19 protein-coding genes and 2 pseudogenes are annotated in these 24417 nt (G+C 59.2%); 10 read left to right on the top strand and 11 right to left on the bottom strand.

The window, feature by feature from the left end:
- Positions 1-18: 18 nt before the first annotated feature.
- Together GLR48_RS02810 and GLR48_RS02805 are read left to right on the top strand one after the other, a co-directional pair.
- A complete protein-coding gene (locus tag GLR48_RS02810; protein ID WP_237058476.1) occupies positions 19-672 on the top strand; it encodes a hypothetical protein in 654 nt (217 codons plus the stop codon).
- Positions 669-1025 carry a hypothetical protein gene (locus GLR48_RS02805; protein WP_237058474.1) on the top strand — a complete coding sequence of 119 codons (357 nt, stop codon included), beginning with the start codon at positions 669-671 and terminating at the stop codon, positions 1023-1025. The genes GLR48_RS02810 and GLR48_RS02805 overlap by 4 nt, the downstream gene beginning before the upstream one ends.
- A gap of 3 nt (positions 1026-1028) precedes the next feature.
- Here GLR48_RS02805 and GLR48_RS02800 read toward each other — a convergent pair whose 3' ends face one another.
- The 8 genes and pseudogenes from GLR48_RS02800 to GLR48_RS02765 form a co-directional block, all read right to left on the bottom strand.
- Positions 1029-2129 (bottom strand): hypothetical protein, encoded by a 1101-nt coding sequence (locus GLR48_RS02800; RefSeq protein ID WP_237058473.1) that lies wholly within the window; start codon positions 2127-2129, stop codon positions 1029-1031.
- Positions 2123-2719 (bottom strand): hypothetical protein, encoded by a 597-nt coding sequence (locus GLR48_RS02795; RefSeq protein ID WP_237058471.1) that lies wholly within the window; start codon positions 2717-2719, stop codon positions 2123-2125. The genes GLR48_RS02800 and GLR48_RS02795 overlap by 7 nt, the downstream gene beginning before the upstream one ends.
- Complete coding sequence (locus GLR48_RS02790) at positions 2716-3633, bottom strand: VWA domain-containing protein (RefSeq protein ID WP_237058469.1); 918 nt, start codon at positions 3631-3633, stop codon at positions 2716-2718. Before GLR48_RS02790 ends, GLR48_RS02795 begins: the two co-directional genes overlap by 4 nt.
- Entirely contained in the window at positions 3630-4571 is a 942-nt protein-coding gene (locus GLR48_RS02785) for a VWA domain-containing protein (RefSeq protein ID WP_237058467.1), read from the bottom strand. Before GLR48_RS02785 ends, GLR48_RS02790 begins: the two co-directional genes overlap by 4 nt.
- Entirely contained in the window at positions 4564-4923 is a 360-nt protein-coding gene (locus GLR48_RS02780) for a hypothetical protein (protein WP_237058465.1), read from the bottom strand. The genes GLR48_RS02785 and GLR48_RS02780 overlap by 8 nt, the downstream gene beginning before the upstream one ends.
- The gene (locus GLR48_RS02775; protein WP_237058463.1) at positions 4920-5762 is read right to left on the bottom strand and encodes a DUF58 domain-containing protein; all 843 of its coding nucleotides are present in this window, start codon (positions 5760-5762) and stop codon (positions 4920-4922) included. Before GLR48_RS02775 ends, GLR48_RS02780 begins: the two co-directional genes overlap by 4 nt.
- On the bottom strand, positions 5746-6714 hold the full coding sequence (locus GLR48_RS02770; protein WP_237058461.1) for an AAA family ATPase: 969 nt from the start codon (positions 6712-6714) through the stop codon (positions 5746-5748). Before GLR48_RS02770 ends, GLR48_RS02775 begins: the two co-directional genes overlap by 17 nt.
- A 593-nt stretch (positions 6715-7307) precedes the next feature.
- A pseudogene (locus tag GLR48_RS02765) lies at positions 7308-8643 on the bottom strand (IS5 family transposase).
- Between GLR48_RS02765 and GLR48_RS02760 the strand changes: the two are divergent.
- The 6 genes from GLR48_RS02760 to GLR48_RS02735 all read left to right on the top strand — a co-directional run bounded on the left by GLR48_RS02760 (position 8562) and on the right by GLR48_RS02735 (position 19296).
- Entirely contained in the window at positions 8562-9815 is a 1254-nt protein-coding gene (locus tag GLR48_RS02760) for a site-specific integrase (RefSeq protein ID WP_272911362.1), read from the top strand. The pseudogene GLR48_RS02765 and the gene GLR48_RS02760 overlap by 82 nt on opposite strands.
- Before the next feature lie 940 nt (positions 9816-10755).
- Entirely contained in the window at positions 10756-12012 is a 1257-nt protein-coding gene (locus tag GLR48_RS02755) for an ankyrin repeat domain-containing protein (RefSeq protein WP_237058459.1), read from the top strand.
- 127 nt (positions 12013-12139) lie between these two features.
- The gene (locus GLR48_RS02750) at positions 12140-13639 is read left to right on the top strand and encodes an ATP-binding protein (RefSeq protein ID WP_237058457.1); all 1500 of its coding nucleotides are present in this window, start codon (positions 12140-12142) and stop codon (positions 13637-13639) included.
- Between the two features lie 12 nt (positions 13640-13651).
- A complete protein-coding gene (locus GLR48_RS02745; protein WP_237058455.1) occupies positions 13652-16501 on the top strand; it encodes a Z1 domain-containing protein in 2850 nt (949 codons plus the stop codon).
- Positions 16443-17495: a PD-(D/E)XK motif protein gene (locus tag GLR48_RS02740; protein ID WP_336886610.1), complete on the top strand. Its 1053-nt coding sequence runs from the start codon at positions 16443-16445 to the stop codon at positions 17493-17495. The genes GLR48_RS02745 and GLR48_RS02740 overlap by 59 nt, the downstream gene beginning before the upstream one ends.
- A 1-nt stretch (position 17496) precedes the next feature.
- Entirely contained in the window at positions 17497-19296 is a 1800-nt protein-coding gene (locus tag GLR48_RS02735) for an AIPR family protein (protein ID WP_237058451.1), read from the top strand.
- A gap of 39 nt (positions 19297-19335) precedes the next feature.
- Here GLR48_RS02735 and GLR48_RS02730 read toward each other — a convergent pair whose 3' ends face one another.
- A complete protein-coding gene (locus GLR48_RS02730; protein ID WP_237058449.1) occupies positions 19336-20841 on the bottom strand; it encodes a DNA cytosine methyltransferase in 1506 nt (501 codons plus the stop codon).
- A 77-nt stretch (positions 20842-20918) separates the two neighbouring features.
- Between GLR48_RS02730 and GLR48_RS02725 the strand changes: the two genes are divergently transcribed.
- Entirely contained in the window at positions 20919-21395 is a 477-nt protein-coding gene (locus GLR48_RS02725; protein WP_237058448.1) for a very short patch repair endonuclease, read from the top strand.
- A 419-nt stretch (positions 21396-21814) separates the two neighbouring features.
- Here the strand turns inward: GLR48_RS02725 and GLR48_RS02720 are convergent, their stop codons facing one another.
- Both GLR48_RS02720 and GLR48_RS02715 read right to left on the bottom strand, forming a co-directional pair.
- On the bottom strand, positions 21815-22426 hold the full coding sequence (locus GLR48_RS02720) for a hypothetical protein (RefSeq protein WP_237058446.1): 612 nt from the start codon (positions 22424-22426) through the stop codon (positions 21815-21817).
- A gap of 73 nt (positions 22427-22499) precedes the next feature.
- Positions 22500-23027, bottom strand: a complete 528-nt coding sequence (locus tag GLR48_RS02715) for a hypothetical protein (protein WP_237058445.1) — start codon at positions 23025-23027, stop codon at positions 22500-22502.
- A gap of 426 nt (positions 23028-23453) precedes the next feature.
- On the opposite strand from GLR48_RS02715, the pseudogene GLR48_RS02710 reads away from it, so the two are divergent.
- Positions 23454-23780 (top strand): annotated as a pseudogene (locus GLR48_RS02710) (transposase); the annotation flags it as partial.
- Positions 23781-24417 lie beyond the last annotated feature (637 nt).

Below are 24417 nucleotides of genomic sequence, written 5' to 3'. Positions count from 1 at the left end.
GTATGAGGGACTGAATTCATGAATTTTTTCAAGATACTTGGGCCTGCGGGTCTGTGCCTCGTGACGCTGCCCGCGCTGGCGGGGCCGCTCACGGACCTGATCATGGCACCCGGTACGCTGACCGATCTGCCCAGTTACGCTGTGGTACGATACACCCTTGACCGCCGCCTGCCGGGTCTGCCCGCCGGGCAGGCGATGCCCGGCGCCGGAACGGGTGTGCCGCTGCCAGACGCCGTGGTGGACGGTGAGGTGCTGATGACCGTGACGCCCGGCGAGACCGGCCCGCAGATCGTCATGACGCGGATCGAGGGTGACCAAACGAAACCCGTGGCCAGCTTTTCGGCCAAAGGGCCGAACCCGGTCCTGATCTTCTTTCTGGAAAACGTCGTGCGGAACATGGCGGCCCAGACCGGCGGCAGCCCGTTCTATATCCGCAACACGATGCGCGCGACGTTGGCAGAGGCCGCCCCTGATCTGTCGGGGACTGGTCCGCAGACCGTCAGCCTGACCCCTTTCGCACAGGACCCGAATGCCGCGCGCATGGGTGACTGGGCCGGGCTGGCCGTCGATTTGACCTTCGATCCCGCCGATCCGGGGATGATCACGCAACTGGCCGCCCACGCGGGCGACGGTCCCGGCGCCTATAGCGAAACCATGACACTGGAAGAATGATGCGTATCCTGACCCTTTGCCTTGCCCTGACCGCGACGCCCCTGCTGGCAGCAGAGCCGATCGCCCCGGCCCTGAACGACTACCCGACCGAGGCGCGGGCGGATTACGTCTTTGGCTGCATGGCGACCAACGGCCAGACCCGTGAAGCGCTGACCAAATGCTCCTGCTCGATCGACACCATCGCGTCGATCCTGCCCTACGATGGTTACGTCTCGGCCGAGACGGTGCTGCAACTGCGGCAGGGCGGTGGCGAACGGGCGGCGATGTTCAGGGGCGGCACAGCCTCCGTCAACGAGATGCTGGCCGCTTTGCGCCGCGCGCAGGCCGAGGCCGAAATGCTTTGCTTTCAGTAAGTCTTAGGGGCCGGCGGGTCCGTAGATCCGCCGGTCCAGCGCCGCCAGCCGTGCGGGCGGCAGCCCGGCATCCTGTGCGGCCCGGCGTTCCGCCAGCAGATCGCCGCGCCGCCGGGCCTGCCACAGCGCGAAGCGGGGCAGCGGCGACCAGCGTCTCCGGACGCGCGCCCAGCCTGCTGCGGTGGCATCCGGCGCAAGGCGCAGGGCGGCCACGGCCAGCCCGACGATCAGGCCTATAACCGACAGACCGATCAGCAACCAGACCTGCCGCGCGCCGATCACCCCGGTCAGCGTCTGCGCGTTGAAGAAGCTTGCGACCGCAATCGGCAGCGACGGAATCTCGACCGCATCCATCCGCCGGGTTGTCGCGTTGAAGTAGGGGATGGTGACGCCTTCCAGCACACCGGGCTCGCCCGTATGGGGGCGGAATTCCCACGTCCAGATGACCTGTGCCACCGGCCCTTCGGCGGTCAGGAACAGGTCCCGCTGCACCGGGGCGGCGAAGGTGATCAGCCAGTTTTCGGACACGACGGGGCGGGGCGGCAATTGTTCCGGTAAGGCACCCAGCGCGCGGAGCGTGACCTTGCGGATGACCGTCGCGCCGTCGGGCAGGTGACCCGCGTCGGCAGACAGCTCGTCGGTCAGCTCGACCGCTTCGGCCGACAGATGCCAGCCGCGGTCGATGGGAAAGGCACCGACGGACAAGGCCAGCGGTTGTCCCGTGACATCCATGTCCTGTCGCTGGCTCTGGCGGTCGATGACCGTCAGGTGGTGGATCGCGGGGCCAAATGTCACCATGCCGGATTGCTTGGGCCAGACCGCGACGTGACGCTCCATCACGATGCGGGACAGGCCGTCGATCATCTCCTCGTGCCAGTCATCGGGGGCGGTCTGGATCCAGTCGAAGGACCCGGTGCCGAGGATTTCCAGCTTTTCGTTGGCGACCTTCAGGTCGTAGACGGCGCGGATCGTCAGCGGAATCATCTCTCCCACAACAGAGGTGTCGTGGCCGGGATCGGCGATGATCGACATGTGCATGCCGGGTTTGTCCTGCGCCAGCGCGGGACCGGCCAGCAGCAGCAGACATGCGAGCAGTTTCACCATGGATCCCCCTTGTCCGGCGCGGTCAGGCCCATCGCCAGACGGCGTCCGTATTCGTCGCGCAGCCGCAGCCGCAGGAATTCGCCGGGGTCGTCGGGCAGCGTTGCAAGCCACGCCGCGTCCGCGACCCGCTTGCCTTCGTCCAGCGGACGGCCCAGCCGCCGCGCCTCTGCCACGGGAGAGCCGCCGGGGGTCGCGATAACGACGGTGGCGATGCGGCCCGCGCCATTGCCGTCGCCCTGCAGCGGCGGGATCAGGGCATTGACGACGTTGCGGTTCTCTCGCGCCTGACTGTCGGCGGGGTTGGCAAAGAGGACTGCGTCGAAATAGGCGCGTGACAGAGGATACTTGCCCGTGGCCGCAAGGCTGAGGCCGCGGTTGTAGGTCGATCCGCGCCCCGCTTCGCGGAACGCATCGTCGGCGGCCTCGTAGTCGCCGGCATCGTAAAGCATCACGCCGCGCACGTCAGGGTTCGATACGGATTGTGCCGCGAGTCCCGGCATTCCCAACAGCAGCGCCAGCTTGCCGCGGGCATCGCCCCCGCTGACGAGCAGGGCGATCAGGCCGGCGACGATCAGCGTCAGGCGGATCATCTGCGCCGCCGGAACATCAGGGCGGCAGCAGGCAGGGCAAGGATCAGCAGCCAGCGGCCGAAGTCGCGCACGGCGTCCGTGGCATCATCGCTGCGCGCCAGCCGCGCGGTGCGCGCGGAGTCGATGCGTTGCAGCAAAGGCCGGGCCTCAGCGGCCGGCGCCGCCGCGCCGCCGCCCGCCTGCGCCAGTGCCGCGAGAGACGCAGGATCGGGGGCCGGTGCCTCTGGCGATGTCTTGTCCAGCGTCAGGGCCCAGACCCGGGCGCCAACGGCGCGCAGGCGGGCCGCCTCGTCCAGGGCCTGTTTGTCCGTCCCGCCACCGTCAGAGATCACGATCAGGTCCGCACCGCCGATGCCGATACCGTCCTGCGCAAACAGATCGTTCGCCATCGACAGGGCGATGTCCGGGCGGCTGCCGCTGACCGGCATCGTCTCGCGGTCCAGCACGGCGATCAGGCTTTCGAGGCTCGCGGCGTCAGAGGTCGGGGCCGACACGAGGTAGGCGTCGGCGCCGTAGACCATGATGCCGACGGGGCGTTCCTGCGCGTCGGCCATGACCGTCGCTGCGGCGGCTTGCAGGTCCGCCAATGCGGGGGCCGTGGTGATCGAGGGTGAGAGGTCGAGCAACAGGATTAACGGGTCCAGCGCGCGGTAGGCGACGGCACCGGGTAGAAGTCGCGCCGGGCCGGTCAGGGCCAGCACAATGACCGCCGCCGCGATGAACGGCAGCAGCAGCGCCGCGTCGCGCCGCCCGTCGGTCAGCGCTCCCAGGCGGCGCAGCGGACCCAGCAGCGCGGGGTCGATGATCCCGGCCCAGTCACCTGCCAGCCTGCGCTGCCGCACCCACCAGGCGAGCCCCAGAACCGGCAGCAGGGCCAGCAACCACCATGGGCGCAGCAGCAGCAGACCGCTCATGCGCGTCGCCTTTGGCCCGCGAAAAGGCACAGAGCAAGGGCCGCCGCCGCGCTGAACGGCCAAAGCGGGTGGGGAATGGCGAGGGGCGGACGGTCGCCGGGGTTCGGCTCCAGCCGGTCGAGTTCATCCATGATCTGCTGCAGATCGTCGGTGTTGCGCACGCGAAAGGTGGTGCCGCCGGCGGCCGTGGCGATGGCCCGCAGGGTGGCAAGGTCCACCGCATCGCGCGCTGCGGGGCGGGTTTCCAGATCCTCCGGTCCCAGGGCAATGGTGTGGATGCGCACGCCGTCCTCTGCTGCCAGCGCCGCGACCTGTTCGGCGTCAAGGCGCGCGGCGGTATCGCGGCCGTCGGACAGAAGGACGATGACATTGCTGGTGGACGGCTCTGCGATGATCCGCTTCAGCGCCAACCCCAGCCCGTCGGAAATGGCGGTGGACCGACCCGTCAGGCCGATCTCGGCCTCCGCGATGGCGCGGCTGACGGCGGTCAGGTCGTGGGTCAGCGGGGCCGCGACATAGGCGCGGTCGGCAAAGATCACGAGGCCGATGCGGTCCCCGGTGCGCGCGGCGACAAAGCGCGCGGCCACGTCCTTGACCGCGGCGAGGCGGCTGACCGTCTCGCCGTTCAGGGAAAAGTCCGGCGTCGCCATGCTGCCGGACATGTCCAGCGTCAGGATGATGTCGCGCCCGGATGCGGTGCGGTCAGGCTGCAGCGTGATCCGCTGTGGCCCGGCGATGGCCAGCACCAGGGCGACCCAGATCGCGGCGGCGAGCCACGGCCCGGTGCCGCGCAGGGGGTGGGTGTCAGGCGCGGCCTGCCGTGCGATGCCCTCTGGCAGGACGAAGGCCTGATCCGTAGCCTGCTGGGGCGGAAGCAGAAGAACCAGCAGCGGCAGGGGCAGCAGCAACAAGGCCCAAGGGGTGGCGAGGTCAAACATGCGCAGCCTCGCGCGGTTTGCGCAGCAGTGCCTCGGCCCGGGCGGGGTCGTAGGGGGTGCCTGCGTAAAGCGCATGGCGGAGGTCGTCGGGCAGCGGCTGGCCGCGATCCGCCAGCAACGCAGACAAGGCGATCAGGCGCGCGTCGTCCGGCAGTCTGGCCGCAGCGGCGATGCGGTCATTCAGGCGCAGGGGTCGTCTGCGGGGCCGCAGCGCCGGTTGCAGCACAATCAGGGCCAGACCCGCGAGGATCAGCCCGACGCCGAAGGCGGCCAGCAGGTCCGGCCAGCCGAGCGAGACGAAATCTGCGGGCAGGCGCGGGGGATGCAGGTCGCGGACGATGTCTGGGGTCATGCCAGCGCCATGTCTGTCGACAGACGCTCGACCTGCAATCCGGGTCGGACCAGAGCGGCCGCGCGCCGGGTGCGGTCCTGCGCCAACCCGTGGAATCGGGCGCGTGCGGTGCCTTCGGGTGTGGCGTAAGACAGGGGCTGCGATGGCGGGGCCGTCTCGAAGGTATCCTCGGTCAGGATCAGGTGGACCCGGCACCGGTCGGTCAGGGCGGCGAGGGCCGCGTCCAGTCCGTCCCCCGGGACATCAAGGCCCGTCGCGATCGCGATCAAGGCGCCGCGCGGGGCAAGGGGCGCGGCGCGCATCAGGGCGGGCACGAGGGGTGTCACCGCAAGCTGGCTCGACAGGGCCACAAAATGCGCCCGCGCAAGGCAGCCCGCGACCAGCGCCATGCCCCGCGCCCGCGTGCGGGGACGTTCGACGTAAGGCCCGGCATCGGTCAGCGCCACGACGCCGGCTGCCCCGCCGTCCAGTACGACCTGCCAGCCGATCAGGGCCAGCGCCTCTGCCGCCGCGACCGACCGCAGTCGCCCCTTGGTGCCCCACAACATCGGACGGCGAAAGTCCGCGATCAGCAGCACCGTCTGTTCGCGGTCTTCCTGAAACGTGCGGGTCTGAAGCGCGCCGGTGCGGGCCGTGGCGGCGGCGTCCAGATGGCGGGGATCGTCACCATCCGCAAAGGGACGGATCTCGCGCACTTCCTGCCCGCGCCCCTTCTTGCGGATCGACACCGCACCGGGCCGTTCCGCCAGCGCCATCGTGCCGCGGGGCTGGCGGGCCAGCGCCTCCAGCCGCATCAGGGCGGCGGCGCTGACGCCAGCCGGATCAGTAAGGCCGGACATTGGCCAAGAGCCTTGCCACGATGTCGCGGCCCGACTGCCCGTCAGAGGTCGCGCGCCAACTGGGGATCAGGCGGTGCGACAGCGCATCCTGCGCCAGCGCCTCGACATCTTCGGGCAGGGCGTGGTCGCGCCCCAGCAGGGCTGCGCGTGCGCGGGCGGCCGCGGCCAGCGACAGCGATCCCCGCGGGGACACCGCATGCGCGATCAACCCGTCGAGGGGGCCGTCCGCCGTGTCCCGCGTCGCCATGACCAGCCGCACGATGTAATCCTTGAGCGCCGGGGCCAGATGCACCGCCGCCACGGCGGCCTGTGCCGCCTTCAGTTGCCCGGATGTCAGGCGCACCGGCAGCGCGGCAGGTGCGCCGTACCCCTCGGCCTCGACCAGATCAAGGATCGCGCGTTCGGCCTCTGCACCCGGCAGGGCAAGGTCGATATGCAGCAGGAAGCGGTCCAGCTGCGCCTCTGGCAGGGGAAAGGTGCCCTCGTTCTCGATCCCGTTCTGGGTGGCGACGACCATGAAGTGATCGGGCAGGGGGCGGGTCGTGCCACCGGCGGTGACCTGACCTTCGGCCATCGCCTCCAGCAGGGCGGATTGCACCTTGGGCGGGGCGCGGTTGATTTCGTCGACCAGAACCAGCTGGTGAAATAACGGCCCCTGCAGGAACGCGAAGTCGCCGTCGCCGGGGCGAAAGACCTGCGTGCCGATCATGTCAGAGGGCATGAGGTCCGGGGTGCACTGGATGCGGGCAAAGCTGCCTTCAAGCCCTGTGGCCAGCCGCTTGACCGCGCGGGTCTTGGCCAGGCCCGGTGGGCCTTCGATCAGCACGTGACCACCCGCCAGCAGGGCGATCATCAGCCGCTCTACCAAGGCGCCATGACCGATCAGTCCTTCGGTGACCTGCTCTGCAAGAGCGATCACCGGCCCGAGGGGCCTTTCGAGATCTTTCGCCACGTTTCTCCTCCCACGGGCCACGTGTTCATGGGGGCAGACTGACAGGGAAAGTGTGTGACAACCAGCCGTGCGTCCTCAGACTTTCGGATGACCGTCGGCAAGGGGGTTTGCGCCAAGCGCGGGCCTTGGGGCGACGCGACCAATGATGGGAAATGCGCGATCCCCATACGGGACCGAGACGTGCCTGACGTGAAGGTGATTGATGTGTGGTGAGCCGGTCGGGATCCGAACCCGAGACCTACTGATTAAAAGTTTGCGCTTCCACAGCTTCTATAGCTTGCTATGCAGTGCCACGTTTCTCCATATAACGTTGATTTAAAACAATAATATTTACATGTAACCCAAAATTTGTTACTTTGAATTGTCATGCGACAACACGCCAAGTGGTTGCTGGGTGGTTGCCATGATCAATTTTCAACAACTTCGAGGCTCCCAGTGAAACTGACAAAACGTCGGATTGATGAAGCAAAAAACGATCCAACAAAGGCGACTTACTTATGGGATAGTTCCCTTGCAGGATTTGGTGTGAAGATACTTCAATCCGGTAAGAAGCGTTACTTAGTTCACGCTGAACAACACGATCCGGCGACAAGTTAGCAGTTTGCCGGCCTGATCCTGTCCGTTGCGGCGGCGCATAATGCGGTCAGGATGAGGGACAACAAAGCCCTGAGGTGGGCCAGGATCTTGCGGATGTTGTGGCCGCAACCACAGAGCACGGCGAAGACCGCATCGCCGAACGTCCCCTTGAGCGGGCATCGCGACAGACGTCCGTCAGTTTTCATGTGTCCAATCTCTGGTTCTATGGCGCTGCGCCGCCTCAGCAGTGTCTTCAACTTTGGCGTCAGGCCCCGGCGCGTGCCGCTGATCAGCACTTTTGTCGTCGATACACCGTGGCCGCGATAGCCGCGGTCCACGACGGCCAGATCCGGAGACCGACCGGTCAGGATCGCGACCTGCTCCAGGGCTTCGGGCAAAGTATGCCCATCGTAGGGATTGCCCGGCAGGGCGCGCATGCCGACGACGAAGCCCTCGTCGATGGTAGTGGCCGAGGCTGACCTTGGTCCCGAACTCATAGCGCTTGCGGGCCTTGCCTTTGGAGATGCAGTCGACCTCGGGTTCATGCAGGGCGTAAATCTTGCCATGGCTCTTTGGGTTCTGATGCAGCAGGCGACTGACGAGCACGAGGGTGTCCAGAGCACGCTCACGGAAGGCGCCACCCGGAATTTTCTCGAGCTGACGGCGGATGTCGCGCAGGATGCGGCCGGTGTAGCCCTTCAACTTTTTCAGGGCTTTGCGCATGCGCTTGAATTGCCGGGCGTGGGCGTAGCGCCCGATCTGCATTGCGAGGCGGGGTGCCAGTCGATTGTAGTTCTGCCGCAGCGTGATCTCGCCTTCTTGGGCCAAGGCCACAAGCTGGCGACGTGCCTTTTCATACAGGCGCGCATCCGTTGGATGCGCGATGTTCTTCTCCATCACCGTCGTGTCCACGGCAATGCGCGCGAGACTGCGATCCTCCACGGCCCCGGACGTGACCCCAGCTTCAATCGTCTTGGTCAGCAGCCACTCGGCCCCTTCCTCTCCGATCAGCTGACGCCAGCGGGTCAAGCAGGACGGATCGACAGGGGGGCGGTGCTGGAAGAATGTCTCACCGGTGAAGTGCTGGTAGTAAGGGTTCTCGACCCATCGGGCGACGACGGCGTCGTCGGACAGACGATAGGCATGTTGGAGATACAGCAGCCCCGCGACCAGGCGCGGCGATGTTGCTGGCCGCCCTGTCGTGGCGGGAAAGAAACTGGCCCATTCGGTTTCGAAGAACTCCCAGTCAATCAGCTTTTCCAGTTTCGCCAATGCGTGGCGAAGATCGATCATCTCAGTCAGGCGGGGACGCAGGAGATCGTCCTGCTCGTCAGTGCGGGGATGAGGCTTCATCTCGGCTCCGGAATTTGCAAGGTTTCGCGACCCAGCATACGAAACCCTGCAATTATCTGCCACAGTTTTTACGAAATCTACGAGCAAAATCATACGCTTGTGACTTATTCAGGGCGAACTACTTATTCAAGTACCGCTCTCACGGCGGTGGCAGGCGGGCTACGTCTCGCTGGATATCCATCGGATCGCATGGCGAAATCCCACTTGAAAGTGCTCGCAACATTGCCCGTGAGTATGCAACCGCTGTTGCACGCGGCGAGGACCCACAAGGCGACAAGATGCAGCGACGACAAGAACCCAGCCTGACAGATTTATGGCTGCGCTTTGATGCTGGTGAAATGACGCGACTTAAAACGACTACAGCTCGCGATTATCGCGCACTCTGGAAGAACACACTTCAACCGATGTTTGGCCAGCGTCGCGTTGTAGACGTTTCACGCGCAGACGTGGACCGAATGCACAGCGCGATGAAGGACACCCCCTACCAGGGAAACCGCGCTGTCGCTGTTCTATCCCGGATGATGACGCTCGCTGAAATGTGGGATTGGCGGACACAAGGAACGAATCCCTGCCAATATGTGCGCCGGCATCCTGAAGGTAAGCGGGAACGCTATCTTTCGCAGCCTGAAATCCATAGACTTGGGGCGACCCTCTCCAAACTCGTCGATGATGGCATCATTTGGCCAGACATGGCCAATCTGTTTCGCTTGCTTCTGCTGATTGGGGCTCGCCGCAGTGAAATTACCTCATGTGAGTGGGACTGGATCGACTGGGATCGCCGCATCATAGCACTGCCCGACAGCAAGACTGGCGCGAAGCCATTGTTTCTTAGTAGTGAGGCTGTCGCCATCCTTAGAAATCAAAAGGTTACCTCACGGGACCATACATCCAAATTTGTGTTTCCCGGAAGGAAATTGGGCCAGTGCATTGTTAACATATCTAAGCCTTGGGCCTTAATTTGTAAGGAGGCTGAATTAGCAGACTTGCGCATCCACGACCTGCGACACACCGCAGCAAGTATCGCGGTTGGACAAGGAATCGCACTCCCCATTATCGGGCGGCTGCTTGGTCACACTCAAACGCAAACGACAGCACGATACGCGCACGTTGACACCGATCCTGCGCTTAAAGCTGTGGATGCTATTGGAAGGATAATTGGCAGTGCCATATAGAAGCGGCCAGAGCCTATCTTCGCACTGGTCCAGATCCAGAAGCGCCTCACGACAAGAAGCCACCGGCCACGTGATCTGGCGGAAACGAAGAGCGCCATAACGTCAGGCACAAAAAGCAATATCAGTGACTTAGATTGCAACGGTCCGCCAAGTGGTTAGCAGAAAGGTTAGCGAAAGCAGGTGCCGCACGCTCCCGATCCCAAGCCATATTCGTCTTGAAGTCCAGCCGTAGGTTCTCGCGCGCGTTGGCCGCAGGCCAGTCCAGTAGGATATTGACCGCCAGCACCGACAGCATTGTCCCGACAGACCAAAGACCGACGCTGCATTAGCCTTCAAACTAGACCACCTGTTGGGGGCACGCCAGTGACATAAACATGCTCGACCTCATCAACATCCGCCGAGATCTGGTTCGGACCGAGACTTGCGATACGGTCATTGCTCGCGACAACCAAGCGAAGGAAATTCTCTCAGAGTGAGACCAGTACACGCCCATTGATGCCGAAGAGCCAGTCGGGCACATCGCAATTGACATCACCGACCTCGGCGCAATCGAGACGACCTCGGTTTTTCATCATGTGGAGGAGTAATGGTCCCGCCTAGACCAGCGGTATCGTGATGGCGGTTGGAGCTGGGATGCCGAGGAAGGCTTCTGGAGCGAAAAGCGGAACGGGGAGCGCAACGATGGGCCCATTAACCTGAAAACAAAAACACCGGGCAAGTTGCAAGGCTTGGATGCTAACTTATTACGAAAGGCCCGATATCGACCTTGACTGGGGCAAGTGACTATCCCTAAGTCCACACCATCTTTCCTTGTGGGTGTCGCGTAAGCGAAGACGAATTGACTTCCTTCAGGAGCGTTGTTCAGGATCCCCCAAGAACTTCAACCCTTTTTCTCTTATCGGGAGAATACCTCTACTATTCATACAAGTCATTCTAAGGCATGGTTGGCGCAATGAAGGCATCAAGGATATTCGTAAGTGCACTAAGGCAGGTCCTGACGGGACGGCTAGCAAAGGGTGCCAACTATCCTGATGCAGTTGCCCCTCAATCGACTTTGTCAGGAAACGTTGCTTCGTCCAGTCCAGATGCCAACACTTCCGTACGAACCAACATAGAACTTCATGCTCGGGCCAGCGTGCCGCCGGCAGAAGAACTGCAGTTTCTCAAATCAAGCCTTACGGCTGCAGAGGCTGTAGCGTTGATGCGCGGCGATCGTGCGGTCGTTGCTGAAATACTGAGCGATGGCAGGATCGACGCAATTAGCTATCATGGTGACACGGCTCTGCATATCGCCGTCTCTTGTCACGACTTAGAATTGGGACGGATTTTAGTCTCACACGGAGCGAAGACACACGTCGAGAACTCGATGGGATTGACGCCTTACGAAATGGCAGCCAGAAAAGGGCATGACAATGCTTGGTCCTTTTTGCAGAACACATCTGAAGGCGATCTGATTTCGGGGTTGAGCCCCTTCGGCGCCCCAACTGTTGCCTCGGAGACAGGGAGTGAGGACTGCCTTCTGGGCAGCTTGGACGATGATCTTCTGGATTATGAGCTTGATCCCAAAAACAATCAAAACGACGTACCAATAGAAACCGAAGTGGCGGCTCCCTCCGGCCTCGGACTGATCTACACATTGCCGGACATCCACGTCGATTTTGAATTTGACGAAGAAGCACCCACATTAGCGACGTCTGGTCGAACTTGGAGCGGCGTCAATGTGGCTGCCGAAGCTGCCCATCACGTCGTTGCGGACGCAACGGAAGATTACTGGTCTTTCAGTTTCGATGAGGATGGAGAAATTGACGCGCCAGACCTGCTGGGGGTGGAGCAACATCCACCATATGAGTTACCCACTGAAAAGGTCAGCAGAAAACGCCACACAGCCCCCCCGGGCTTTGAGCTGAACGATATCAGGGTTTGGTCCATTTCGCCCGAAAGAGCTGAGGCTTGGGTCGAAAAGGTAATCGATCAAGGTGGCTGCGACGACGCGGCACTTTCCGACCTGTTGCAATCGGTCGAAGGTACCTTCCATGATCGAAAGCTGCGCTCCTCACTGAGAGATGCCATAAAAGACCGGGCTTTTTGGTGCGAGCCCGAGGATTTCATGGATTTCGTCTGGTATGGTGACGCCGAAGATTTTTTGCGTCTGATAATGTCATTTTGCAACGGACGAGAAGAGAACGTATCATATTGAATTTCAATGGTCATCTTGAAATTGAAAGCAGTGGCAAGCAACTCATGCCTACCTGCCTCCAATCATTCCCAAAAAACATGAAAATGCCGGATTTCCTTGTGACCTCTTTTTTCACTAGGTCGGCGACATGACCGGTCGAACGCGTCAGGCGCCGCCTCGTGCCGCGGCAATGGTCGAAGCGTTGAGAGGTCTCGGCTATTCTCCCTCAACGGCTATCGCCGATATCATCGACAACTCGATTTCGGCTCATGCGAGCACGGTCAACATTCACCTCCATTGGGCGGGACAGTCGAGCTGGTTGGCCATTACCGATGATGGGGTGGGTATGTCGGACATGGAACTCGAACGTGCGCTTCAGCTTGGCGCCAAGGACGCGCGCGAAACTCGAGCAGACAATGACCTCGGACGGTTCGGCATGGGGCTGAAAACTGCCAGTTTTTCTCAAGCACGACGGCTGACTGTTTCGAGTCGGAAGCATGGACACCCCCAGACCTGCCTTCGCTGGGACCTCAATCTTCTCCAGAATGAGGAGGGCGCGGAATGGTCCCTCCATGAAGGTCCAGCTGATGAAAGCGAAGCCATCTTGAAGAGCGTAAAGCCTTCCAAGAACGGGACGGTGGTGCTCTGGGAAGAACTTGACAGATTGGTGGTCGACGGTTTTACCGAGAACGACTTCCATGAACTCGCAGAAGGAATCGAAGCGCATCTCGCGATGACTTTCCACCGCCTAATCGCGGATCAATCCGTTTGTCTCATTATCAACGGGCGTGAGGTGAAAACTTGGGACCCTTTCATGACCGGCCACCCCGGCAAGGCATACGAAGGAACACTGCTGCGTATGGGCCATGGCACCGGTGTGACGGTCCAAATGCACATCCTCCCGCACAAGGATATGCTGAAGTCAGAGAGGGAAATGATAGGCGCTGCCGGGCCCGCTGGATGGGCGGCACAGCAAGGCTTCTACATATATCGCAACAGGAGACTAATTGCCCTCGGCGGCTGGCTTCGGTTGAAGGACGAGCGTGGTAGACAGCTGACGCGTGATGAACCGCACCGTCTTGCCCGGATCATGCTCGACATCCCGAACACTGCCGATGCCGCTTGGAAAGTTGACATCCTCAAATCCACCGCGACGCCACCTGTTACGCTGCGTCCGCATTTGGCCAAGATTGCGCTGGAAGCGCGAGCGCGAGCGCGCAGTGTCTTTGCGCATCGTGGACGCCTTGTGGCAGCATCCGGCAGCACAAAGGAGGGATTGCCCGCAATCTGGGAATCGATCCGCAAGCAGGACGGAACGATATATCGCATCCCACGAAGTCATCCGCTTGTGGAATCCGTGCTGCGCAGCGCGGGAACGCACCGACGGGAGGTAGAAGCCCTGCTGAAGCTAGTAGAGGGTACAGTGCCGGTTCAACGGATCTGGCTCGACACCACCGAGCGCGACGAACCGCCTCGCAGCAGCTTGCTCGACGAAAGGGACGCAGAAATTCTAGAGGTCATGCGGGAACTTTTCGCTGCCTTTGTCGAGGACCGGGGCATGCCCGAGGAAGAGGCAATCGCCCGACTGGGTCGCACTCCTCCATTCGACGAAAAGCCGGAGCTTGTCACTTTGCTCCTCAACGACTGAACGGGACCGGACATGCAGAATGTATTCCAAGATGTGCTCAAGATGGCGCAGACGCTCCTCGACCGACACGTAAGGAAGACGGGTGACGACGTTACGCCGGCATTGATCGAGCTACAGCTCGCCAAGGTCGAAGTGCTGTTGGAAGACGCCTTCGAAGCTGTTGATCGAGAAGAGGTTACGCTTGAATTGATCCGAAGGTTCAGCCGCAGCGCAGGGCAGAGTGCGACGCTGAAGAATGGCGAGGACCATGAAGACTGGCTGAACGCAGAGCGCAAGAAGGGCTGGAAATACTGGCCGCGATATTCGGACCACCTTGAAGGGCGACTACCAATTTCGGCAGTCGAGGGGCTGGATCGCGATACTGACGACATCTTGGGCAATCTCGAGGATCCGAAACGCCCCGGCGCATGGGATCGACGCGGATTAGTCGTAGGGCATGTCCAGTCCGGGAAGACAGGCAACTACACCGGTCTGATCTGCAAGGCGGCGGATGCAGGATACAAAATCATCATCGTGCTTGCCGGGTTGCACAACAACTTGCGCGCCCAAACCCAAATCCGACTCGATGAAGGTTTCTTGGGCTATGCGACACTCGTCAACGTGGACGAACTGCCGCGTGTGGGCGTCGGGTTGCTGGACAGCGATCTGGACATTCGCCCTAATTGTGCAACCAATCGCAGCGACAAGGGTGATTTCACTAAGCAACGCGCGAACAGCCTAGCTATCAGCCCCGAGCAGAAGCCTTGGCTTTTCGTGGTTAAGAAAAACAAGACTGTTCTAGAGCGCTTGCAGTACTGGATCGACAACCACGCTTGGGACACCGAGGAGACGGATACGAAACGGCGGCTCGTATCAAAACTGCCTCTTTTGGTCATCGACGACGAGTCCGACCAAGGTTCAGTCGATACCGGCGAAAAGCCTGTCGACGATCTGGGCAATGTGGACACCGAACACGATCCGACAACGATTAACCGGCTGATCCGTCGCATCTTACACAGCTTCACCCGCAAGGCGTACGTGGGCTACACCGCAACGCCCTTCGCCAACATCTTCATCCATGACAAGGGGCGGACAGAGGCACATGGACCGGACTTGTTCCCGGCCGCCTTCATCAACAACCTTGCGGCATCCTCGAACTACGTCGGCCCAGGAAGGGTCTTCGGAACGTCGCGCTCCACCGCTGAGGAATTACCACTCGTGCAAGGTCTCAAGCTGGAAGACTTTTCCGAATGGATCCCGATGGGCCACAAGAATGGCTACCACCCGATGATCGGCGGCCAAGCTCGACTTCCCGACAGCCTCGAGGAAGCGATTCGCTCCTTCGTCTATGCCTGCGCGATCCGCAAGCTAAGGGGGCAAGGTGCCAAGCATACCTCCATGCTGGTTCACGTCTCGCGCTTCACATCTGTCCAGAAGGACGTCGTGGCGCAGGTTGCTGCGTACCACCGCCAGCTGGAGCGGCGTTGGAAACGCGGGATCGGGCTGGAAGAAGCAGAGCCGATGATGCGAGACGAATACGAGCGCAAGTTCAGCGCCGACATGGCAGAAATCAGGGAAGCATTCCTGGACGAGGCAAAGAACCGAACATTCTCGTGGGATGAGGTGCGGGAGGTGCTACCTGACGTACTTGAAGACATTGAGGTACGCGAGATCAACGGGTCAGCCAAGGAAGCCCTCGACTACGCCGACAACGAGCACACCGGCCTGAAGGTAATCGCCGTGGGCGGTGACAAACTGGCTCGGGGCCTCACGCTGGAGGGGCTTTGCACGAGCTATTTCCTGCGCTCGGCGCGTATGTACGATACGCTGATGCAAATGGGGCGCTGGTTCGGCTATCGAGACGGATATCTCGATGTGTGCCGCCTCTATACGACGGACGAGATGATCCAGTGGTTCGGCCATATCGCAGAGGCCTCGGAAGAGCTGCGCGAGGAGTTCGATAACATGGCGGCCATGGGGGCAACGCCCCGCGAGTTCGGGCTCCGTGTCAAATCGCATTCCACGATGACGATCACCTCCCGCGCCAAAATGAAGAGCGCCAAGCCCATATTTCTGAGCTATTCAGGTGATCTGCTCCAGACCATCACCTTTGCGAAGTCCCTCGACATCCTTCAGGTAAATCTCGATGCCGGACACCGCCTCGTGTGCGCAATGGGTGATGGGATGGATCTGGGTTGCCCATCGTTCCATACGGGAGGACATAACTGGACCGGTCGGTGGTGGCAGGGTGTGCGCTCAAATCATATTATCGAGTTCCTGCGGGAGTACCGGACGCATCCGGCATCCTTCCGTGTCGTCTCCCCATTAATTGCGGATTTCATCGACGCTGTGAACAGAGACGGGGAGTTGATGCAGTGGACAGTCGCGCTGGTCGGGACTGGAGATGGTCCGCCGGAAACGAACCTAGGCGGACATGACATCCGTATGATTAAGCGTAGCTTCACCGGACGTGAGGAAGGAAGGCATTCTATCAAGACGCTCATCTCCTCTTGGGACGAGGCCATCGGGCTAACAAACCCCGAGTGGAGCGCCGCTTTGGAGCACACGCGGAAGGTATGGAGGGACGATATCGAACGCGGACAGGACCGAATGGAGCCGACAGAGCCGCGCGGGACTGCAATACGGTTTGTTCTCGGGCCAGAGGGGAGGAGATACGGGCTGAAGCCCAACGGCAATCGAGGCCAGCTGAACCTCTATCTGATCGACCCCGTCCGCAGCGGTGGCATGGCCTTCGATGGGCACCCGCCACTTCTCGCTTGGGCAATCAGCTTCCCCGGCACGGCCTCGCGCCGGACCGTCAGCAATGCCGACTACATGGCGACTTCCGTGGCTTGGGGGGCAATCAATGCCAACGTGGACTGAACTCGATCTCGCTCGGATCTGGAAAGCCCTCTCAGGCCTTGACGAAAACTTGCAGTGGCGAGTTTCCGTTTTGGCTAATCTGCCGGAGGCCCGACTACTCGCGGGGCGTGCGGCACCTGGGAATCGTGAGGGCATCTTGATCCGCGTTCATTCGGACTTGCTGCCGCCGACGCTCAAGCTGCCCAAGGGCACCGGTTTTGATATGTTGCGCATCTCCGAGTGGCAGCTGGAAGGCGGTGCGCCGATGCTAGCCTTGGTACGGGCACCAGGAGGAGCATCCGACCTCTTCACCATGATGGCTGTTGACGTGCTCCGTCATGTCGAAATGCATGCACATGGGCGCGCGCCCGAATTGCTCGATGCCTTCCTGAGCCGCGTGACCGATTGGCAGGTCTTCATGTCCGCCGATCGCTCGAAACCTCTATCACCTGAGAAGCAGGCGGGATTGCAGGGCGAGCTATGCTTCCTCGAGACACTGTTAAACGGCACCGGGGATGCTCAGATGGCTCTGGGCATGTGGCAGGGACCGTTCCGAGCGGCACAGGACTTCCATGTCGCAGTTGGTGCCGTGGAAGTGAAGGCGACGGCTTCGACCCGCACCTTTAGAGCGAAGATCAACAGCATAGAGCAACTCGACAGCGACCGCGAGCCGCTGTTCCTCGTCGCCGTGCGTTTTTCCGAGGATCCGAAGGGGGAGGCACTGCGCGATCTCGTGGCGCGCTTGAAGATAAGAATGCTTGACAGTGGCGCGGCGCAACGATTTCAAGCCATACTCTTCGCCTGCCGATACTTCGCGGAACACGAAGCCTCGTACGACCGCCCGCTCGCTATCGCAGAACAGTCATGTTTCTTGGTGGAGGAAAATTTCCCATGCCTACGCCGCGATTCGCTACCGCCGCAGATCATGGCAGCCAGCTACGATCTTGACCTAGCAACTATCGAAACTGCGTGCCGGACGGAAGCGGAGATGCTCCGGACGCTGGGGGTGAACTGAAATGGAAATGGAAGAGTTTCACGCCAATCTCATGGAAAGGGTTCGGATAGCCGTGACCCAGCGGATCGAAGATCCTGACTTGAACTATCCGTCGGAAGACCTCGTCTTCAGCGAACTGGTTATGACCGACATTTCAGAAGCGGGGCTCACCGGGCAACCGGAGACCTGTCATTGGACCGGCAAGATCGGCAATGCGACGCTACGCATTTCCGGATATGCCCTCTCCGACGATCAGACTCGGATAGATCTATTTGTCACGCATTACCTAGGAATCGATACCCTTACTGATGCCTCTGGAGCAGAAATTACGGCGGTCGCGAAGCAAACCCTGAACTTCGCGATCAGCGCCGCGCGCGGAAAGCTACTCAACCGGCTCGATCCCTCCAGCGAGATCTTGGGCCTCGTCCAAGTACTAGAGACGGATTGGCCAAAGTTGGATCAGTTCCGCATCTTCGTTCTCACGGACGGTCTCACGAAGGCCAAACGGTTGAAGCCCCAAGATGTCGAGGGGCGAATAGTCCAAGTCGAGTTGATCGATGTCGAGCGCTTGTACCGCCACTCGTCAGGAAAACCGCGCGACGAGATCGCTTTGAACTTCGAGCAGATCCTCGGCATGCCACTGCCCTGCGTGCACATACCAGCGCCGGAACTGGACTACGACTATGCCCTCGCAGCAATTCCCGGTGAGGTCATCCGCAGCCTTTACGAGCGCTACAATACTATGCTGCTAGAGAAAAACGTCCGCTCATTCCTCGGCGGGAGAAGCAAGGTAAACAAGGGAATTGCGGCGACCTTAGCTGAAGAGCCGGGGCACTTCATGGCCTTCAACAACGGTCTCGTGATCGTCTGCGACGATGCACAGTTGATCCAAAGAGAGGACGGCACGACAGGTGTCGCGAGTATGCGTGGCCTGCAGATCGTGAATGGCGGTCAGACAAGTTCCTCCATCTACTTCGCGACACGTGACAACAAGGGGATCGACCTCTCAAAAGTCAGTGTACCTGCGAAAATCATCATCCTGAAGAATGATGAAGCAGAGGGGAGGGAAAAGCTGATCGGCAACATTTCCCGTTACGCCAACAGCCAAAATGCGGTGAAGACCTCGGACCTCTCTGCGAACCGCCAAATTCATGTTGAGCTGGAGAAGTTATCTAAGGCGACTTGGTGCCCTGACGGGACCGGACGCTGGTTCTACGAACGAGCGGCCGGTTCATATCAGGTGGAAATTCTCAGGCGCGGTCGGACGCCTGCGCAGAAGAGGGACATGCTGAATGAGATTCCTTCGAAGCGAAAACTGACCAAGAACGATGTTGCCAAGTATCTCGAGGCATGGCGCGGGCTGCCATACCAAGTGGCACTCGGTGGAGAGAAGAACTTTGCCGCATTCATGGCGGCGCTGGATGAGGACCCTTCGATTGTGCCGCGGCCGCTGAACGAGATATGGTTCAAAGAAATGATTGCTAAGGTCCTGCTGCTCAAGGCCATCGAAGCGATAATTCGCAAGAAGGACATGAAGCATACCTTCCAGCAAGGGTACATCTACATTGCGACTTATACAGTGTCGCTGCTGGCGGAGCAGCTTGGTGATCGTGTCGACCTGCAACGGATTTGGTTACAGCAAGGCATTTCGAAGCAACTGCTGGATGTGTGTATGGAATGCGCAATCGAAGTGAACGCAGCCTTCAGGAAGTGGGGACGTGGGCGGCAGTTCTCAGAGATAGCAAAGGGTGCAGACTTCTGGGAAAAGGTTCGCAGCATCCACATACGAACGCCTCTGCGCGGTGTCCCGGAGTTAAAGTGATCAAGCAGCCGACACCTTTCAGGTGACGGCTGTCTGCCGTCAACCATTGACCAGATCGCGTACGACCCGAGCGATCTGCAGTGCTAAGTAAGGAGGAACGGCATTGCCGACCTGATGGTATTGCTTGGTCCTGTTTCCACAGAAGAAGTAGTTGTCCGGGAAAGTCTGGAGACGCGCGGCTTCACGGACCGTCAAGGCCCGGACCTGTGCGGGATCCGGGTGGATGAAATAATGTCCATCCTTCGAGATGTGACTTGTCACGGTGCTCGATGGACGGCTTCCGATCTGTACACGGAAACGATCCACGAACTTCCCGCTGTCCCTGTTCTTGTGCTCCGGAAGGAGGAAGGATGGGAAATCACCCAGTTTCGGCGACTTGTCGCGTTCCTGCGCGAAAAGCGAAGCGTAAAGGTATCGTCCTAGGTCGCCCGGAATGTGTGCTCGCGTCTCGTGGCCCATGATGCGGTCCAACGAGGCGTCACGAAGCCAGTCGTCAAGCGCAGACTGCCTCTCGGCAATGTTTCCCGCGCTCCGCGTCGAGCTGCGCTGAGTTACAGTGGCGAGCCCTTTATCCTTGAGCTTCCGCATCGCGGCTCGAATATCGTCGGGAACCTCGTTGCTGGCGATAATGCGATCGGCGTGGTCATGTATGATCGACTGCCAGCGGTCAAAATCGTCACCACCTCGGCTTAGACCGCTGCGCAGGCGAGGCATCGTGGCGATAACCGAATAGACGTCGGCACGCTCGGCGTGATCGACCTTCTGAAGCAGCGGCTCGGTCCCCTCTGGTATTGCGATGTCGCTCCGGATACCAACAATGAAGACCCGGTGTCGCGCCTGAGGCACACCATGCTCATCCGCCCGGACGATGAAGTCGGTCGCGGCAAAAACGTCTGACACCCGCGGGGCGGCCAATGGGAGCAACGTGTATCCATCCCCAGCAACGCGGAGATCGTCCAGCACGCGCTGGAAAATATCGCCACCACCTACCTTGCTTGAAATCATGCCCTTCACGTTTTCCAGGACAAAGGCGGCGGGCCGCAGCCTGTTCAGGATCGCGACATATTCGCGGTAGAGGAAATGGCGATTGTCCTCTTCAGGGACATACCCGGCCTTGCCGGCGTTCCGGGACCTGCCCGCAAGGGAATAGGCCTGACAGGGAGGGCCGCCGATCAGGATCGTGTCGCCGTGGCAGCCTTCGCGCGCCTCATCCAGCACCTCCGTGATTTTCTCGAACACGCCGGGCCGCCCTAATTCCAGCTGGCGAACTTCATTTTCCGCCCGCGCCCATTCGAAGGGGTTTAGGATGCCCCAGTCGGGCATGGCGAGGTCGTTGTTCAGTACTTCGTAGTAGCGTGCAGGAAACCCGTCCTCGAAATTGCGAAGGAATGAGCGAAGACGGAGCGTCCTGATCTCGGTCGCCTCCTTCTCGATGGATAGGTGAATTTTCATCGAGATGTCAGTTTCGCGGCCCGCAACTGAAAACCCTTCGCCAAGTCCTCCTGGACCCGCGAAGAGATCGATGATGCCGAATTGCCTGCTCATGCGTTTTTCCTTTACTGCAAGCTCTTCTAACCTCGAAATGTCGGCACATACCAGGTCCAGCATACGGAAGGAACAAAATGGTCGATGTCGTATCGCCCGATGTTCGCTCGCGAATGATGGCGGCCATAGGCCGCAGGGATACCAAACCCGAAATTGTAGTACGACAGGCGCTGCATGCAGGCGGATTTCGCTTTCGCCTAGATGTCCGGGCCCTTCCGGGATCTCCGGACATCGTTCTTACCAAATGGCGCACGGCGATCTTTGTGCATGGCTGTTTCTGGCACCGGCACTCCGGCTGCGCACGTACGACGACTGTGTCTACGAGGCCCGAATTTTGGCAAAGGAAGTTTGATGCCAACGTCGCAAGGGATGCAAGAGCACAGCAGGCATTAAAAGAAGCAGGCTGGAAGGTTGCGGTCGTCTGGGAGTGCGCTCTCGGCAAAGGGGCGGCCGAGCAAAGCCTCCGGTCGTTGGCCGACTTCATACGTACACCTGAAACTGCTCTGAAACGCATCGAGATCCCTGCCATCCCCGTCTTCCCGGCGAGGTCTTGATACAGCTCGACATGACAACTCTCAGGACCTGCTACATTTGTCCCTGAGGTGCTCCCCATTCCTTGGACAGTATCTGGCGGCGGCTGTTTGAGGCGGTCATAGGGAATGACCTCATGGTAAACTGCTGCGGCGTACTGCCCAGCGATGTGATCCACGCCAACCGCGCCCCAAAGATGCGCGAACTAGAGGCGCAGCTTTGCGGCCTATTTGTCGCCTGCGCGGCGATCTAAGATGTTCAGGCTGACGACTTCGAGGAATTCACGGATAACCATGTCGCAGCGTTGATGCGTCTCAGCGACGAGCATGCGACGAAGCTTGAAGATAGGATTGCAAAGGCGAAGACGCGACATAGTCTGGAAGGCAAAAAAAGAGTGATCGCTGCACGAAGAATATATAACAGCTCAACGCACATAACGCAGTCAGTTAGTTTTGTTCTTGAACAGAAAGTTTCGACTATATCCGCGTTTAAGCTTCTTAGAAATTGAATAGTATCCAATATCAACTCCGAATAGATCCGTCACCCGCCTAAGGTTTTCCTTGAGTTCCGGATGCTTCATCGCAGAACCATTTTGAGAAAGCATCATATGGTATATTGCCGGCCAAAATACTGCTGCAGTTGCAAACTCAATATCTTCGCTAGGACCCACAACAGAATAACATCCAGTCTTCGGTATGATCGCCTTAGCCATATCATCATGTACCATTGCGCAAGCTGATAGAAATAGACGCTTTCCCTTCAAGTGTGGCGTAAGTAGGTCCGATAGTTCACCATAAGCTATCTCTTCATCGTTTGTAGTAACCATCCCACCTGAATTTGCATGAGCCGAGATATGCAAATAACGATACCCCGATACCCCAAAATCGTTTAGAGCGCTCTCAAAGCACTTTCGAGTCCGAACGTATCTATACCTTGGCATTTTCCCGTGAAGTCGGAGTAGATGCGAAATACTACTCCCTTCGAAACGACCATTACCTTCATCATCGGGGTTAAGAGTCTCAATGATAAAAACATCTGCAATGGTTTTCGCCATTTCGGCCCCAAACTCTGAGAAATTTGACCTCTTATATACAAATATAGGTAATGGATCAAGCCACCATAATATTTTATCTTGGCAAATCTACCTTTTGCGCATCGAGAGCCGCTTGTGCTTTTTGCAATGCCACGATTCTACACTTATTTTTGGTCATAAATTTCTGTAATTCCTCAAAGGTTTCCGGACTAGATATAGCCTCCTCCAAAACGACATGCCATTTTGGCGCATTCTGTATAACTGCTAAAGAATCGCATAACTTTAGACGAATAACATCACGACTGACTTTTGGTACTAGCCCCTTATTTAGGGCCACTGCGTAGATTTCCAGAAAATTCATGAGTTCTATAAACGCCTTTCGTCCATCACCTAGATTATCCGACATTAAGGCATTTTCGCAATCCTTGGCATCCTTCAAGAACGCCTGAAGCGTTGTAAAGTCAGAAGTTTTCCGCGCTTGCCTTATCTGCCAACCAATGAACCCCAAGCCGATTACAGCAGCTAGCGCAGATAAAATAGCAGCAAAAGCGGAAAGCAATGCAGCGCAAGCCGATATGACAACATCATCTGTCATCATCGCTTCAACGACATTACTTGTCACCGTTCTGCGTATTATTTGAGGGTCCCTGATTCTGACCCGTATCTGATGGTTGACCACGAGACGGAGCTGGCGGTTTACTCAGCGCTGATTGAAGATTCGCAGAGCTTAGGCCTTTCTTAAGATTTTCAGAACTCAAACCTTCATTAATAGATTTACGCCTTTCGTCTTTTGACATGAAGATAACCCTAATATTCGTGTGAGACTCTTATCCCTTAGCGATAGAGTCACCATGACGTTTCGCTATCTGTAGTCATAGCGCCCATTTGTAGTTCTGCAAAGGTCGTCACATCGACAAACCAACGCTTGGATAGTGCCTCGGGGCGTGGTGTAATTCCGACGGTAGCGCGGGCGGAGTTGAGCCTCGGGTAGCTGAGGCGAAGCCCGCGCGGGTTCTGAGCGGCCATGGACGTTCTCCGGTAGGGTTGAGTTCCGAAACTGACCTACCGATCGAGGAAGGGGTCATATTTTCTGGAGTTTCTTGAGCCCCGTCGGGCCTCGAAAAAGGCGATGACAGCTGTGATCCAAGAAGCCTACATTTGGGGCGTTTCTAGTCGTTCAGTCGATGATCTGGTGGAAGCGATAGGCATGACCGGCGCCTCCAAGAGCCAGGTCTCGCGCCTATGCGTCGAGATCGACGAACGTGTTGACGCTTTCCTCAACAGACCGCTGGAGGGCGAGTGGCCCTACCTCTGGCTGGACGCCACCTACATCAAGGTTCGCCGCTCAGGGCGGATCGTCAGCGTCGCGGCCATAAAGCGTTACTCAGGATCGGAGTTAAGCCGGTCCCGCTTCATATCGGCACTGTTGGATAGCGTGCCTGAAGGTCAGCAGATCTAACAGGGTGCTGAAGAACCACTTGGGGCAGCCCCTCTCGTCGACTAGATTGATACCAGCCAAGATTAGCATTCATCAGTTCGATGAGAGAGCCCGGAAATCAGTCTATTTGGGATCAACCGTTGTGATGGACGACTTTTTAAGTACCCAGTCAAGACGGGTTCGCCCCGCAAGTCACTGAAGCTCCCCCAGATGAATCGGCTTAACTATCGATTTACGCGCGCGAGATTTTGCACCCAGTCAACGGTTGGAGCAACCGAATTAAAAGTAAAGACTTTCACTTAAGTGCGTGCATAACTGAAAATTTCGCTTCAGCCGGTGATAGCACTCACAGGATTAACTAAATCTCCTATTGGCATCCGGCAAAAAGCGTTTAACATCACCCTATCACTGAATGAAAAGGCTGTTCGAAATGGAAGATCCTGAGACTGGCGAGGGCATGTGCGAAGAGTGCGGCGCACAGCTTGAAGAAGATGAAGATGACGAGGGGGTGATGATCTGTAGTGCGAGATATTGCCAGACGCATTTCGACCGGCAAGACCCTTAAACTCGATTT

Source organism: Loktanella sp. M215 (assembly GCF_021735925.1).
Taxonomy (GTDB): Bacteria; Pseudomonadota; Alphaproteobacteria; order Rhodobacterales; family Rhodobacteraceae; genus Loktanella.
The sequence above is the reverse complement of the archived record's forward strand: the minus strand, read 5'-3'. Positions and strand labels throughout refer to the sequence as shown.